The 15,337-nt window shown below is 65.4% G+C and carries 11 protein-coding genes, 1 other RNA gene and 2 riboswitches; of the genes, 9 read left to right on the forward strand and 3 right to left on the reverse strand.

Annotated elements, in window-relative coordinates; translation table 11 throughout:
* Positions 1-162 precede the first annotated feature (162 nt).
* Positions 163-1,809, forward strand: a complete 1,647-nt coding sequence (locus tag ACEL_RS08860) for an adenylyl cyclase (protein WP_202943350.1) — start codon at positions 163-165, stop codon at positions 1,807-1,809.
* A gap of 27 nt (positions 1,810-1,836) precedes the next feature.
* A complete protein-coding gene (locus ACEL_RS12465) occupies positions 1,837-2,025 on the forward strand; it encodes a hypothetical protein (RefSeq protein WP_011720554.1) in 189 nt (62 codons plus the stop codon).
* A gap of 431 nt (positions 2,026-2,456) precedes the next feature.
* Here the strand turns inward: ACEL_RS12465 and ACEL_RS08865 are convergent, their stop codons facing one another.
* On the reverse strand, positions 2,457-3,911 hold the full coding sequence (locus tag ACEL_RS08865; RefSeq protein ID WP_148204587.1) for an MFS transporter: 1,455 nt from the start codon (positions 3,909-3,911) through the stop codon (positions 2,457-2,459).
* 202 nt (positions 3,912-4,113) lie between these two features.
* A complete protein-coding gene (locus tag ACEL_RS12965; protein ID WP_420794980.1) occupies positions 4,114-4,386 on the reverse strand; it encodes an FmdB family zinc ribbon protein in 273 nt (90 codons plus the stop codon).
* Between ACEL_RS12965 and ACEL_RS08870 the strand changes: the two genes are divergently transcribed.
* The 7 genes from ACEL_RS08870 to ACEL_RS08895 all read left to right on the forward strand — a co-directional run bounded on the left by ACEL_RS08870 (position 4,371) and on the right by ACEL_RS08895 (position 14,611).
* The gene (locus ACEL_RS08870) at positions 4,371-5,663 is read left to right on the forward strand and encodes a glycosyltransferase (RefSeq protein ID WP_011720557.1); all 1,293 of its coding nucleotides are present in this window, start codon (positions 4,371-4,373) and stop codon (positions 5,661-5,663) included. The two genes, ACEL_RS12965 and ACEL_RS08870, sit on opposite strands and share 16 nt — an antisense overlap.
* Positions 5,664-5,687: 24 nt before the next feature.
* Positions 5,688-5,906: riboswitch (cobalamin riboswitch) on the forward strand.
* 38 nt (positions 5,907-5,944) lie between these two features.
* Entirely contained in the window at positions 5,945-8,299 is a 2,355-nt protein-coding gene (gene metE, locus ACEL_RS08875; protein ID WP_011720558.1) for a 5-methyltetrahydropteroyltriglutamate--homocysteine S-methyltransferase, read from the forward strand.
* 258 nt (positions 8,300-8,557) lie between these two features.
* Positions 8,558-8,767, forward strand: a riboswitch (cobalamin riboswitch).
* A 298-nt stretch (positions 8,768-9,065) separates the two neighbouring features.
* Positions 9,066-11,411, forward strand: a complete 2,346-nt coding sequence (locus ACEL_RS08880; protein ID WP_011720559.1) for a ribonucleoside-diphosphate reductase subunit alpha — start codon at positions 9,066-9,068, stop codon at positions 11,409-11,411.
* The gene (locus ACEL_RS08885) at positions 11,408-12,454 is read left to right on the forward strand and encodes a ribonucleotide-diphosphate reductase subunit beta (RefSeq protein WP_011720560.1); all 1,047 of its coding nucleotides are present in this window, start codon (positions 11,408-11,410) and stop codon (positions 12,452-12,454) included. The genes ACEL_RS08880 and ACEL_RS08885 overlap by 4 nt, the downstream gene beginning before the upstream one ends.
* Before the next feature lie 274 nt (positions 12,455-12,728).
* Positions 12,729-12,890: a hypothetical protein gene (locus ACEL_RS12290; protein WP_169303205.1), complete on the forward strand. Its 162-nt coding sequence runs from the start codon at positions 12,729-12,731 to the stop codon at positions 12,888-12,890.
* Positions 12,891-13,086: 196 nt separating this feature from the next.
* Positions 13,087-13,425, forward strand: coding sequence for a hypothetical protein (locus ACEL_RS08890; RefSeq protein ID WP_011720561.1), 339 nt, complete (start codon positions 13,087-13,089; stop codon positions 13,423-13,425).
* A 526-nt stretch (positions 13,426-13,951) separates the two neighbouring features.
* Positions 13,952-14,611 (forward strand): MBL fold metallo-hydrolase, encoded by a 660-nt coding sequence (locus tag ACEL_RS08895; RefSeq protein WP_011720562.1) that lies wholly within the window; start codon positions 13,952-13,954, stop codon positions 14,609-14,611.
* 255 nt (positions 14,612-14,866) lie between these two features.
* Here ACEL_RS08895 and ssrA read toward each other — a convergent pair.
* Positions 14,867-15,242: a transfer-messenger RNA gene (gene ssrA, locus ACEL_RS12005) on the reverse strand.
* Positions 15,243-15,337: the final 95 nt, after the last annotated feature.

A 15,337-nucleotide genomic window follows, 5' to 3' on the forward strand; every position in this document is an offset into this window, starting at 1 on the left:
TCTGACCGCAGGGGTTGACGCCGCCTGGCCCGCGCCGGTTCTGACCGCGGGGGTTGACGCCGCCTGGCCCGGTGACCTAGAAACGAACCACACGTCATCTCCCTGCGGAAAGGGCCGGTGATGATTCCTTCCACGTGTGAGAGCGCTCTCGCAGAGCGTCGGGTGCGCGACTGGGATGTGTCCGGTCCAGGGTGGCGCCGCGCCGGCATCATCGCCGCGATCACGCTCGCGGTGGCCGGTGGGACGACACCTGCCGCGTCGGCTGCGTCGGCCCTCGACGCGCACGCCGGACACACACCGGATTTCGGCAGCAACGTGATCATCTTTGATCCGAGCATGCCGACGGCGGAGATTCAGGCCACCGTGGACGCGATCGCCGCCCAGCAGACTGCGAACGAGTTCGGTTCACAGCGTTACGCCCTGCTCTTCCGGCCCGGGACCTACGGGACACCGGCGGATCCCCTGGTCATCCCCGTCGGGTACTACACCCAGGTCGCCGGCCTGGGGGCAACTCCAGGGGACGTCGTCATCAACGGAAAGGTCAATGTCTACAACCAATGCCTGGCGCCGGACAACTGCATCGCCTTGACGAATTTCTGGCGGTCGGTCTCCAACCTCACCATCGCTGTCGCCGGACAGTCCGGCTGTCGAGCGGGAACCGACTTCTGGGCCGTTTCACAAGCATCACCGATGCGGCGGGTATCGGTGGTCGGCGGGAACGTGTCGCTGATGGACTACTGCACCGCCGGGCCGCAGTATGCGAGCGGCGGTTTCATCGCCGATTCGGCGTTCAGCAGCGGCACGGTCATCAACGGCTCCCAACAGCAGTTCTTGGTGCGCAATTCACACCTCGACGGGTGGACGAACGGCGTGTGGAACCAGGTTTTCGCCGGTACGATCGGCGCACCGGCACAGTCGTTCCCCAACCCGCCGTACACAACCCTTGACACCAACCCAATCTCGCGGGAAGCGCCATTCCTCTACCTCGACGGCACCGGACAGTACCGCGTCTTCGTACCGGACGCCCAACGCAATTCCCGGGGCACCACGTGGGAAGCCGGACCGACACCGGGCTATTCGCTGCCTCTGTCACGCTTCTACATCGCTCGGCCGACGGATTCGGCGGAACGTCTCAACGCGGCCCTCGCCCGCGGCATGAACCTGCTCTTCACGCCGGGTGTTTATGCCGTCGATCGCACCCTCGACGTACGCCGGCCAGACACGATCCTGCTCGGCATAGGACTTGCCACGTTGGAGGCCACCGGCGGCGTGCCGGTGCTACGTACGGCGAACGTTCCCGGGGTCGAGGTCGCCGGTCTCATCGTCGACGCCGGCCCGCGGAATGCTCCCGTTTTGGTGCAAATCGGCGAACGGCACGGCAGTCCCGCCGCGTGGGTCCACGCCCCGTGGAGTGACCCACGGAATCCGACGCTGCTGGCGGACGTGTTCTTCCGGATCGGCGGGCCGCACCTCGGTAAAGCGACTGTAAGCCTCGAGGTCAACGCCAACGACGTGCTGCTCGACGACATTTGGGCGTGGCGGGCCGACCACGGCAGCGGCGTCGGCTGGACGTCAAATACCGCGGATACCGGACTCATCGTGAATGGCGATCGGGTCGCCGCCACCGGACTCTTCGTCGAGCATTACCAGAAGGACGAAGTCATCTGGACCGGCGAACACGGCTCGACCATCATGTTCCAGAACGAAATGCCGTACGATCCGCCGAACCAGGCCGCCTGGAGCCACGGCGGGACACGTGGCTACGCCGCCTATGCCGTCGCATCAACGGTGCACACGCACCAGGCCTGAGGTCTCGGCAGCTACTGCTACTTCAACGTGGATCCGACGATTCACGCGAGCCGGGCGTTCGCCGTGCCGGAGAACGGTGGCGTGCGTCTCCACGACGTCCTCGACTTGTCGATTACTAATCATGGAACGATCGACCATGTCGTCAACGACTACGGTCCGCCAACGGACGCGAACACGACGCCGAATTATGTCCTCGAGTATCCACCCGGGGCCTGAGAGTCTGCGCTGGCCGGCGGAGGCTGACAGCCCGAAGGATTCGCCGGGAGTCCGACGGCCTGGAGCATTCGCCCGGAGTGTGAGAGCGCAGAGTATCCGCCCGAAGACCCGATAAGCGTCGACCTCTCCCCCTGCTGGGCGACCGCCTGCCGGTGAGGGAGAATGTCGACCAGCGGTGCCGGTGGGGGTAGGCGGTCCACCGGCACCGCCATCCATTTCGGCGCAGAGCGTGCGGCATTCCGTGCGGCGGGCGAGGCGCTCCGGTCGGCCGCTTCCCAGAGGAAGCAATCACAGGATTCGTCGCACGTATCGACCAGGAGACGACGAGTAGCCGGTGCACCATCGTCGACCACGAGGGCAATTCCGTCGGTTCCTCCCGCGCAAGGCGACGCCGGATATCGCGGCTGGAAACAGGCGATCGCCCGCGCCCGTTACCGACCGGCGGATCCAGACATTGGGGAACCGGACCGGTCAGCACCTCCGCGGTGCGAGAGCAGATCAGCGATGCCCACGATTCCCGCTACTGCAACGAAACCAACGCAACCGAGAATGCTCACCCGCAACGCATGCGCATACACCTCGAACGCATGCGGACTGGTGTCCGCCCGCAGCACACCGGCCTGAGTGATATCAGCAAAAAAGAGCGCACTGACCGCAGCAATCCCTACGGCGGAGCCGACCCGTTGAGACGTCTGCAGGACGCCGGCGGCACTTCCACTGCCCCACCGGGGAACCTCGCCGAGTGTCACCGTCTGATTCGGCGCAATAACCGTGCCGCTGCCGATTCCGGCAACGAGAAGCGGCAGCAGCAATGCCCATCCAACGTCGTGACGGACGTGACCGGTCACCGCAAACATGGCAAGCAATCCGATGAGAACCAGGCATAACCCCGCAACCACCTGAGCCCGGCCGAACCGGGCGACGTGCCGCCCACCGATACCAGCCGCAGCCCCGGAGCCAACCGCGAACGGCAGTGCGGTAAGCCCGGCCAGCAGCGCGCTGTATCCCAGACCGACCTGCAAATACACGGTGAGAACAAGAAAGAGCGGGGTGAATCCCGCGAAATACACGCCGGCCAGGGTGGTCCCAAAGGAGTACGAGCGGAGTCGGAACAGCCGCAGGTCGACCATGGGTTCGCCGCCACGGCGGGCAAGCGCCGCTTCCCGAAGGACAAAAATCGCGAGCAGCACGGCGGCCAGTCCCTCCAGCCACCACGGCCGGGCGGCGAGCGACCGCTGATCTCCTTCGACGAACGGCCAGAGAACGGCGTACATGGCCGCGGCAAACACAAGAACGCCGGGGAGATCGAGGCTCGCCCGCCGCTCGGTATGCATCGACCCGCGCGGCAAATAGCGGCGGGCCAGCCAGAGCGTCACCGCGCCGATCGGCACGTTGATGTAAAAAATCCACCGCCAGCCGTCATGGGTTCCGGCGGCAGCGATCAGTGCTCCACCGGCCAGCGGACCGATCGCGGTCGAAACACCGACGACCGCGCCAAAGAGGCCGAATGCTTTCCCGCGCTCCCGGCCGCTGAACAGCACCTGGATGAATCCTGCGATCTGCGGACTGACGATTCCACCCGCCAGCCCCTGAACGATCCGTGCGCCGACCAGCCAGCCGGACGACGGTGCGGCGCCGGCGAGCGCGCTGGCCAGCGCGAAAAGCGCGACGCCGAAGGCGAAAACTAGCCTCCGGCTGCGGGCATCGCCGGCGCGTCCAGCCGGCACCAGGCTAAGACCAAACGCCAGCGAATACCCCGCTGTGATCCACTGCAGGGTGCTCGGCGTGGCGGACAATCCGGTACGGATCGACGGCAACGCGACATTGACAATGCTGATGTCCAGCAGGGTCATGAACCCGGCGAGAAAACAAACCGCCAGCGCCATCCAGCGCCGCGGCTCGGCATCGTGGCCGGGACCTTGGCCGCGCCGCCGATCGTCCCGCTCATCAGACGCCGACGCAGGGCCCGCGGCTATCGCCGTGCCAAGCGCTCGGTCAGCGGGGTCGCCGGTGGGTCCGCGCTGCAAGGGCGGGTCGTTCGCTGGGCCGCGCTGCAAGGGCGGGTCGTTCGCTGGGCCGCGCACGCAATCAGCCGCCGCAGCAGCACGAGCCGCCGCAGGCGCAGCCTGACCCCGCGGAACCCGCCGCCCCCACCATGGAGACCGCCGACCAGACGCGGGTGACGTCCGTGTGGCCGTGCGGGCACTGGATACCGGTGGCCGGCTCGTGGATCGGATGATGCACGGTGAAGACCGTGTCGCAGGTACGGCATCGGAAGTCATACGCAGCCATGGCATCCAGTGTAGGCAGCGTAGGGACAAGCGGATCTCCGAAAGGGCGGATGTGTGGGCGTTCCCGCATTGACCGGACTGGCTCTTCTCGCCGCACTCGGGTGGGTCTCGATCGTGGCTTCCCGGCAGCGGTTCTGGTGGCCGGGACCCTGGTTGCCGCCTGACGACGGCGACCCTCTCACTGGTTGGCCGGCGGTTGCCGCGGTCGTCCCCGCCCGCAACGAAGCGGAGCATCTGCGGGTCACCGTGCCGACGCTTGCCGGGCAGGACTATCCCGGCCGGTTACAGATCGTGGTGGTCGACGACGAGTCAACCGATGACACGGCCGCAACCGCGCGGCACATCCTCGCCGGACAGACCACCACCCACGCGTGGCAGGTCATCGGTGGTGAACCGACACCCGCGGGATGGGCTGGGAAAGTCTGGGCGATGGCCCAAGGCCGCCGTGCCGCAGGTTCCGTCGATTGGCTCTGGTTCACGGACGCCGACATCACCCACAGCCCGGACGTGCTGCGCCGTCTTGTCCGCTTAGGCGAAACCAGGAGGCTGGACGTCGTCTCCGTGATGGCCGTGCTGCGGACGGCCACGGTATGGGAGAAGCTCGTCGTCCCGGCCTTTGTCTATTTCTTCGCGCTGCTCTACCCGTTCCGGTCGCTGATGCGCAGCGGCACCGCGGCTGCTGCCGTCGGCGCGCGAACCGGCCGGTCCGCTCGGCTACCGAACGGACGGCGCCGACCGCGGTTTGCAGCGGCCGGCGGGTGTCTGTTGGTGCGTGCCGACATCCTCGATCGGGCCGGCGGTCTTGCCGCGATCCGCACCGCGCTGATTGACGACCTCGCACTCGCCAAACTCATTGCGGTTGCCGGGGGTCAAGAGTGGCTCGGCTTCGACACGGGGGTGCGGAGTGTCCGCGGGTATCAGCGGTTCGCCGATCTCTGGCGCATGATTTCCCGCAGCGCCTACACCCAGCTGAATTACTCGCTGCTCCGGCTTCTCGGCGTACTTCTCGGCCTCGGTCTGCTGTTCGCCGTCCCGCCCATCGCCGTCGTGGTCGGCGCGGCACATTGGCAGTCGACCGGTGGCGACGCGATGGTCGCAACCGCGCTTGGCGCCGGAGCCTGGCTGCTGGCAAGCGGCTCGTTGACGCCGACGCTGCGCCGAGTATTCCGGCTTTCACCGCTCTGGGCGATGGTGTTTCCCATGGTGGGCCTGCTATATGCGGCAATGACGGCCCATTCGGCGTGGGCGTATTACCGCGGCCGCCCCGTTTCGTGGCGCGGCCGCGCGGCAACGGTGACCCGGTCCGGCGGCGGGCACCCCGCGGCGTCCAGATCACGATCGGAGTGATCGAAGCGGCAGCTGTCGGTCCGCTAGGCTGAGCCCGCAGCTGGTTCGGCCGCAGGCGATGCAGCCGAGCTAACAGGGAACCCGGTGCGAATCCGGGACTGCCCCGCAGCGGTGAGTGGGAACGACCGCCGTCAACGGCACTGGGCGACAGCCTGGGAAGCGACGGCCAGTAGGCAACGGTGACCGGCCGCTCCGGCGCCGCCGCCCACAAGTCCGAAGACCTGCCAGCTGCACACCGCCGATGGTGTTCCATGCCGACCGGACTCGCGAAGGGAGAGCCCGTGACCACAACACGTTCGTCGTCCAACCGCCCACAGGGGCCGCGCAGCCGCTCCACCGTCTACGGTTATCCGCGGCAAGGGCCCGGGCGGCAGCTCAAGAAACTGACCGAGGCGTACTGGGCCGGACGCCTGGACGCTGACGCGTTCCTGGCGCAGACCCGTGAATTGCGCCGCGCGCGGTGGATCGAACTGCGGGACGCGGGCATCGACGAGATCCCGAGCAACGATTTCTCGTACTACGACCATGTGCTGGACACCGCTGTGATGCTGGGCGCACTGCCGCGGCGGCACGCACCCGCCCTGGCGGACGCCGGCCAGTCCCCCGCCGCGCGCCTGGACCGGTATTTCGCCCTGGCCCGCGGCAACGACGACGCCGCTCCGCTGGAGATGACGAAATGGTTCACCACCAATTACCACTACCTGGTTCCCGAACTCCGGCCGGACATGGAATTCCGACTGGATCCGACGAAGCCCTTGAGTGAATTCCGGGAGGCGAGGGAGCTTGGCCTCACGACACGGCCCGTGATTCTCGGCCCGGTCAGTTTTCTGTTGCTCTCCAAACGGGAGCCCGGCGTCCCGGGCGATTTCCAACCGCTCTCCCTCCTCGGGAAAATCATCTGCCCCTACCTGGAATTGATCCGCCGCCTCTTCGACGCCGGGGCGGAGTGGGTGCAATTCGACGAGCCCTGCCTTGTCGCCGACCAGCCCGCGCAGGTGTTGGACGCAGTCGCCACTGCGTACGCAACCCTGTGCGCGGAGGAATTTCGGCCGCGACTCCTCGTCGCGACGTATTTTGACCGGCTCGGTGACGCCCTCCCCGTTCTTGCCGATTCGCCCGTCGACGGGATCGCCATGGACATCACCGGTCCGGCGCGCGCAAATATCGATGATTTAGCGGCGATCGGCGGCATCCCCACGAAGCGGCTCGTCGCCGGTGTCGTCGACGGCCGCAATGTCTGGCGCACCGACCTCGCTGCGGCGCTGTCCACGCTCGGCACCCTGCTCGGGCTGGCGGGGCAGGTTGATGTGTCAGCGTCGTGCTCCTTGCTGCACGTTCCGTTGAGTATCGAATTCGAGCGGCAGTTGGATCCGCAGATCGCCGGTTGGCTGGCGTTCGCCCGGCAGAAACTCGAGGAAATTGTCATTCTCACCCGCGGGCTCAACGACGGCTGGGAAGCGGTCGCCGGCGACCTGCAGGTCAGTGCGGCGCGGCGGGCGACCCGGCTGGCGTCGCCTATCGTGCAGGTCGATGCGGTCCGGCGCCGGGCGGCCGAAGCGGCAGGTCTTCCGCGGACCCGGCGCAGCCCGTACGCCGAACGGCGGATCGTGCAGCGCCGTCAGCTCGGTCTTCCGGCTCTTCCCACCACGACAATCGGATCCTTCCCGCAGACGCCGGCATTGCGGGCCGCCCGGGCGAAACTCCGGGCCGGCGAATTGGATGCCGCGGGTTACGAGGCTCTTATCGAGGCGGAAATCGCGGCTGTCATCGCCGAACAAGAGGCGGCCGGGCTTGACGTGCTGGTCCACGGCGAGCCGGAACGGAACGACATGGTGCAGTACTTCGCCGAGCAACTCGACGGTTTTCTCACCACCGCGGAAGGATGGGTTCAGTCGTACGGCACCCGCTACGTCCGGCCGCCTATCGTGGTCGGGGATGTCGCGCGCCGCGGGCCGATGACGGTCCGGTGGGCGACGTACGCCGCGGGCCGTACGCAAAAACCGGTCAAGGGCATGCTGACCGGCCCGGTGACGATGCTTGCCTGGTCGTTCGTCCGCGACGACCTTCCCCGGGCGGAGGTGGCGCGACAAGTCGCTCTTGCGCTGCGCGATGAGGTGCTGGATTTGGAGGCGGCCGGGTTACGGGTCATTCAAATCGACGAACCGGCGCTGCGCGAATCGTTGCCGCTGCGGAATGCAGATCGCGCCGAATACCTGAGCTGGGCGGTCGACGCCTTTCGGCTCGTCACCTCCGGCGTCCGCGACGAAACACAAATTCACACCCACATGTGTTACGCGGAATTCGGCGACATTCTGCAGGCGCTCATCGACATGGACGCCGACGTCATCAGCCTGGAGGCCGCCCGCTCGGATATGGCGATTGTCACGGATCTGGCCCGCGCCGGGTATCCGAACGACATCGGACCAGGAGTGTGGGACGTGCATTCGCCGCGCATTCCCACCGTGCAGGAAATCGTCGACCGCATTCACTTGGCGCTGAAGGAGTGTCCCGCTGATCGGCTCTGGATCAATCCGGACTGCGGGTTGAAGACCCGCGGCTACGCCGAGGTGCGCCCTGCACTGGCGAACATGGTCGCCGCTGCGCGCGCCGTCCGGGCTGAGCTCGGTTTGGTCTGACCCACCTGACCAATCGCTCGGCGATCTGACCGCCGGCCGGCCAGGGCCACACGCTGGTACGACGACACGACCCCGCCAGGCGCGCGATGCCACGCGGACCCGGCACGCCACGTCGACACGACACGCCGACACGATGCCCGGGCCATGGGCCCGACAGGCCGGCACGGCTGCCGGCTCCTCACGACACGCCGACACGTCAGCTCGACACGACACGCCGACACGACATCTAGGTGCTCGCATCCCGTCGCGACCCCAGATATGGTGTCGCCTGCGACTGGTTCGACCCCTCGGGGTCGTGCCAACAGGGAACCCGGTGTGAATCCGGGACTGCCCCGCAGCGGTGAGCGGGAACGACCGCTGTCATCAAGCACTGGGCCGGACGGCCTGGGAAGCGACAGCCAGTAGGTGACCGGCGATTCGCCGGTCGGGCCCGCAAGTCCGAAGACCTGCCAGTCGCCCCGCGGACACCCGTCCGCGGGTGGGCCGCACGCCGCGCGGGACGGCGACGCAGGCGACCCCACGTGGGTTCGTTTCGTCTCCTTCGCGGCATGCGCCCGGCAATCGTCGCGAGGGAGGCAGAATGACGCTTCACGAAATTCAGCGCCCGGAAACACCAGGCGCGGAAACGCAGCGCCCCACGACGGCGGGCTGCGACATCCCGAACCGGGAAATCCTGGGATACGGACCGTCCGGCCTGGAGACGTCCGGCCACGGGGCCGCGACCCCGGAGACGCCCGACCAACCGGCACTGGCGCGTCGTGTGCACATGCGAGTCCGGAAACGTAACGGTGACACCGAGCCGGTCGACGTCAACAAAATCGTCCGCGCCGTCGAACGATGGGCCGACGACCTCACCGATGTCGACCCGCTGCGCGTTGCAACCAAAACCATCAGCGGTTTGTATGACGGCGCGACGACAGCGGAGCTCGACCGGCTCTCCATCCAGACGGCGGCGGAACTCATCGCCGAGGAGCCGCAGTACTCCAAGCTCGCCGCACGCCTTCTCGCGGCGTACATCGAAAAAGAGGTGCACAACCAGGGGATCGCCTCGTTCAGCCAATCGATTGCGTTAGGGCACGCCGAAGGGCTGATCGGCGACGAAACAGCCCGGTTCGTCAAGGACAACGCCCGGAAATTCGATTTCGCGATCGACCCGAAGGGCGACCAGCGGTTCGAGTATTTCGGACTCCGCACGGTGTACGACCGGTACCTGCTGCGGCACCCGACGAGCCGGCTCGTCATCGAGACTCCGCAGTATTTCCTGTTGCGGGTCGCGTGCGGTCTGGCCCGGACGCCTGCGGAGGCGATCGAGTTCTACCGGCTCATGTCGGAACTCGCCTACCTGCCGAGCAGCGCAACGCTGTTCAATTCCGGGACTCGGCATCCGCAGATGTCCTCGTGCTATCTCGTCGACTCACCGCGCGATGAACTCGATTCCATTTACGCTCGCTACCACCAGGTGGCGCGGCTGTCGAAGTTCGCCGGCGGCATTGGGATCGGATTCTCACGGGTCCGTTCCCGGGGTGCGCTGATCCGGGGTACCAATGGGCATTCGAACGGCATCGTGCCTTTCTTGAAGACGCTCGACGCGTCGGTCGCCGCGGTCAACCAGGGCGGACGACGCAAGGGTGCGGCGTGTGTCTACCTCGAGCCGTGGCATCCCGACATCGAGGAATTCCTCGAACTGCGGGACAACACCGGGGAGGACGCCCGGCGCACATACAACCTGAATCTAGCGAATTGGATTCCCGACGAATTCATGCGCCGGGTCGAGGCCGACGAGCTCTGGTCGTTGATCGACCCGGATCAGGCCCCCGAGCTGGTCGACCTGTGGGGTGCTGACTTTGACGCCGCGTACCGGCGGGCGGAGGCGGAAGGCCGATACGTGCGGCAGGTCCGGGCCCGGGACCTGTACGCAAAAATGATGCGCACCTTGGCGGAGACCGGCAACGGCTGGATGACGTTCAAGGACGCGTGCAACGCCAAGTGCAACCAGACCGGCCGTCCGGGGAACGTCGTCCATCTCTCCAACCTCTGCACGGAGATCGTTGAGGTGAATCGGGACGACGAAATAGCCGTCTGCAACCTCGGTTCAATCAATCTTGCCCGGCACGTCCGCGATGGCGCGGTGGATTGGGACCGGCTGCGCCGGACGGTGCAGATCGCCGTGCCGCTCCTCGACCGGGTCGTCGACATCAATTTCTACCCGACGCCGGAGGCGGCCCGGTCCAATGAGAAGTGGCGGCCGATCGGACTCGGCGTGATGGGCCTGCAGGACGTCTTCTTCGCGCTCCGTCTCCCGTTCGATTCGGGTGAGGCCTTGGAGCTCTCCACCCGTATCGCCGAGGAGATTTATCTCACCGCGCTCGAGGTCTCTGCGGAATTGGCGGCGGAGTACGGCCCGCATCCCGCCTTTCCGGAGACCCGGGCCGCCGCCGGCTACCTGCAGCCGGACCTGTGGGGGGTCACTCCGACCCAACAGGAGCGTTACGCCGCCATCAAGGAACGAATCGCGGCGGTCGGATTGCGGAATTCGCTGCTGATCGCCATCGCGCCGACGGCAACGATCGCGTCCATCGCCGGCTGTTACGAGAGCATCGAACCGATGGTGTCGAACCTCTTCAAACGAGAGACCCTGTCGGGTGAGTTTCTCCAGGTGAATACGGCGCTGGTCAACGAACTCAAGACCCGTGGTCTGTGGACCAAGGAGATCCGGGAAGCTATCAAGCGGGCTGACGGTTCGGTGCAGGGCCTGACGGTGCTGCCTGAGGAGGTGCGGCGCGTGTTCCGCACCGCGTGGGAGCTTCCGCAGAAGGCGCTCATCGATTTGGCCGCGGCGCGCGGTCCGTACATCGACCAGTCGCAATCGCTGAACCTCTTCATGGCGGCGCCGACGATATCCAAGCTGTCGTCGATGTACCGCTATGCCTGGGCGTCCGGGCTCAAGACGACGTACTACCTGCGGTCGCGCCCGGCGACACGCATTCAACAGGCGACCGTGACGGTGACCTCGTCGGACGACGTCCGGGACGTCATGGCTAATCCGTCAACAAGTAAGCCGGCAACGAGTTGTTCCCTGGAAAATCCCGAGACCTGTGAGGTGTGCCAATGACTACGAATCTGACCTTGCAGACCAATATCGCCGACCATGAACGGCACGCGCTGCTCGATCCGGGCATGGACCTCACCCTGCGCCCGATGCGCTATCCCCACTTCTTCGAGCGGTTCAAGGCGGCCATCCGGAACACATGGACGGTCGAAGAGGTCGACCTGCATTCCGACCTGGCCGATTTGCGCAAGCTCTCGCCGGCGGAACACCACTTGGTGAAGCGTTTGGTCGCGTTCTTCGCCACCGGTGACACGATTGTTGCGAACAACCTCGTGCTCAACCTGTATCAACACATCAACTCACCGGAGGCCCGCCTTTACCTCTCCCGGCAGTTGTTCGAGGAAGCCGTGCACGTGCAGTTCTACCTCGCGTTGCTCGACACCTACATTACCGACGAGAGGGAGAGGGCTGAGGCATTTGCGGCGATTGAGAACATTCCGTCGATCAAACGGAAGGCAGATTTCTGCTTCCGCTGGATCGACTCCATTTTCGATCTGCGTGAGCTCCGGACGGCGGCCGACCGGCGGTCGTTCCTGCTCAACCTCATCTGTTTCGCCGCATGCATTGAAGGACTCTTCTTCTACGGAGCCTTCGCGTACGTGTATTTCCTCCGCTCGCGCGGGCTGCTCAATGGACTGGCATCCGGCACCAACTGGGTCTTCCGCGACGAGTCGATGCACATGGCGTTCGCCTTCGACGTCATTGACACGGTACGACGCGAGGAGCCGGAGCTTTTCGACGACGAATTAGCACGTCAGGCACGGGAGATGCTCGCCGAGGCGGTCGATTGTGAGACTCAGTTCGCTGAGGACCTGCTTGGGCAGGGCGTTCCGGGCATGTCGCTGGCCGACATGCGAAGCTATCTCGAGCACGTTGCGGACCGTCGCTGTGTGCAGCTTGGCCTCGAACCCATCTATGGTTCACCAAATCCCTTCACCTTCATGGAGCTGCAGGACGTGCAGGAGTTGTCGAACTTCTTTGAGCGGCGGGTCGCGGCGTATCAAATCGGAGTGAGCGGCGAAGTCGCCTTCGACGAGGAGTTCTAGCCTGTCACACTACGCATGGCGGCGGCGGGTCCGGCGGCCTTCCCGCTGGGCGTGCCGCCGCCATTGCCGGCGGAGGGCTGGACGGGACGGGCGGAGCCACGAGCCCCAGGGTTAGGCCGTCCCCGCGACCCGGGGTAGGCCCGCCGCAGACTCAGGGCTCGGCGAGCCGCGTGACTCAGCTCGCCGTCCTGTCTTTCTGCCGGCCGTCCCGTGTTTGTGTCGGCCAGGCATGGCTCGGGGTTTGACCGCTTAAGCGCGCTGGGTTAGACAAGACATGCGCCTGGCCGATGGGGCGATCGGCCAGGACAGGCTTAACCACGCCGGGTTCGACGGCAGATCAACGCACGCGCTCGGCTCGGTCATTGCGCAGCTCGACCGGCACACGGACCCGGCATCGGTCCGTTATCACCTGCTGGCCGCCTTGACACTGGCCTGATTGGGTTCCTATTATCGTGATCGCTTATGATCACGTAGGTCTGCCGTGATCTTTGGAGATGGAAGGATGTCTAGTCGGTCTTGTCGGTGCGCGAGCTGCGGCGGCTCTCAGTGTCGGCAAGTGTCTCGCGATCAAATCAGACCTCTACGTTTACGACTACCGCGGAAGCTACTGTAAGTAGAGGGGAAGGATTACCGTGACCTACGCGCTTGTAGAAATGTCCACCGGAAACACGGTCGTCAAGCTCGTCGTCACCAACAGAGATGTGGTCTACTGGATCGCGCTTTTGCTGTTGGCGATTAGACTTGCCATACTCGAGTGGCGCTTGAACCCGGAGCCTATTAGGGCCCTCTACCTGACACTTCGGGACAGTCGCGCGATCCTTATCGGTGGTGCGATTGCGGCGATCATTTTCGCCTTAGTCGCGGTAGATGGCCATCCACTCGACGGTGCCCTGGCCGGCCTGTTCTGGGGCTACCTAGCAGCGCTCATCGCGTACTCCATCCGCCACCGGCGTCGGCGGGCGGAACAATGAGTCCGGGAAGAGGAGGGACGAACGTCAGTGCCAAGGCCAAGTTGGCCTTGGCACTACTCTTTTGCGCCCGGTGCTCTCGGCCTCGCCGCCGCCCGTCAGCAGCATGAGCACGCGTCGCTAATTTTTTACCAGCTTCTCCTGGCAATCGCCTCGACGATTGCATCATATGCAATATTAGTCCGCTATTTAGGCTCATCGTGCTCGTCCTTAGCAGACAGTACGAGGAGTGGTCACCACGGCAACGGCGACTTGCCAACGCCGCCCTGTCCTGCTAGATCCTCGCCGCGACGGTGACGTTCTTGACGACGATGCCGCTTCGCCAGCACATAGCGATTCTCGTTTCCATGGCTGCTGCGATAGTCACGCCGCTTGCTCCCGTCGATTGCTCCTCGCGCCGCACCTATCCCGCCAGCGCTAGGCCGGCCGATGCGCGGCGGTAGACGAACCGTCGCCCATTGCAGTCGGGGTATAAGGCTTAGCCCAGCTGCCCATGATGCCTGATTAGATGGTGCCGAGGCACCGGGGTGTGAGCGTCCGATCAGGCCGGCGCGCCGACACCTGGGCCGACGCCAGAGCCGCACTGGAGGCACCGTTGACCGGATACCGAATAGACGTGCTCCGCGCCGGGTTCACCAGCTCGGATTCGCAGAGCGTGGCGGCGGCGTGCACCATCACAGTGATCCAGGGTCAGAAGACAATTCTTGTCGACGTCGGAGCACCGTGGGAACGAGACCTCCTGATTGATCTGCTCAACGCCTACGGATTATCGGCGCACCAGGTCGATGTCGTCGTCTGCACCCACGGGCACTCCGACCACGTCGGGAACCTCAACCTCTTTCCCGACGCGCTCCTTATTGTTGGATACGACATCTGCCATCGCCGTGCATACCTGCCCCACCAGCTCTGGCGTGAGGACTTCGCCATTGACGGCGACGTGCACGTTACCGCGACGCCCGGCCACAGCGGCGAGGATGTCAGCGTTTTCGTTTCCACCGGCGATGGCCGGTACGCCGTCGTCGGTGACCTCTTCGAATGCGCCGACGACCTGGCCAATGAGACCCTTTGGCGCGAACACAGCCGGTTCCCCGCTGCTCAAGAACAGCACCGTGCGCGGGTGCTGCGCTACGCCGACCTCATCATTCCGGGCCACGGGCCGTCGTTTCCGGGCCGAGCCGCGGGCGGGTAAGGAATGGGAGCTGCGCGCGGGTAAGGAATACCGCCCAAGGAGCGATGGCAGCAGAAGCAGTCCCGGATCCCGCGTTTCGTCAGGATCGGTTTACGCGAGACAAGACACCAAATGACGCTCGCACTGTCGACGATTTCGTACCATATTTGGCGGCACCGTGATTGAACCGCCCACAGTAACCATAGCCGCGATACACCGCAGCTCGACGACGGACTTCTCCAAAGAATCGCACCCGAATCCAAGAGTCCGAGATACTCGTGGAGGTGCCGGGAATCGAACCCGGGTCCTTCGGCGTGGAGAGTGGGCTTCTCCGGGCGCAGCCTGCCTACGTCCTACTCGCCCAGGCGGTCTTGCAGGCCAGCCGCCTCGACGGGCACAGCTGCTGTGCGATTTCCCGCCGGACCCCGCAGCCGGGTCCGCCGGTTGAGCCTCCTACCGATGCCAGCATCCGGGCCGGAGGCGATCCCGGGCTGACAGACTTCGGCTCTCCCTTACTTATGCAGCAAGGGCGAAGTCAGCGCGACTACTGTTGGCGCTTATTTTTTCGCAGCGCATGGTTAACGAGATCATCGCTGCCTTCCTCGGCCCGCTTCCCCAGTCTTCACGACCGAAGTCGAGACCTGTCACCCCCTATGGAGTTGTCGCCGTATCAGTGTAACGATGCGCGCCGAGCCGTGTTCCCGATCACGGCCACTGCCTCCCGGGCCCGCCGTCCGGACCACGTCG

It is taken from the genome of Acidothermus cellulolyticus 11B (assembly GCF_000015025.1).
In the GTDB taxonomy this organism is placed as follows: Bacteria; Actinomycetota; Actinomycetes; order Acidothermales; family Acidothermaceae; genus Acidothermus; species Acidothermus cellulolyticus.

Coding starts and splice junctions, on each gene's coding strand:
- ACEL_RS08865 (WP_148204587.1), bottom strand. CDS start 3,911: ATGGCGCTGGCGGTTTGTTTTCTCGCCGGGTTCATGACCCTGCTGGAC.
- ACEL_RS12965 (WP_420794980.1), bottom strand. CDS start 4,386: ATGCGGGAACGCCCACACATCCGCCCTTTCGGAGATCCGCTTGTCCCT.
- ACEL_RS08880 (WP_011720559.1), top strand. CDS start 9,066: ATGCGAGTCCGGAAACGTAACGGTGACACCGAGCCGGTCGACGTCAAC.
- ACEL_RS08885 (WP_011720560.1), top strand. CDS start 11,408: ATGACTACGAATCTGACCTTGCAGACCAATATCGCCGACCATGAACGG.
- ACEL_RS12290 (WP_169303205.1), top strand. CDS start 12,729: ATGCGCCTGGCCGATGGGGCGATCGGCCAGGACAGGCTTAACCACGCC.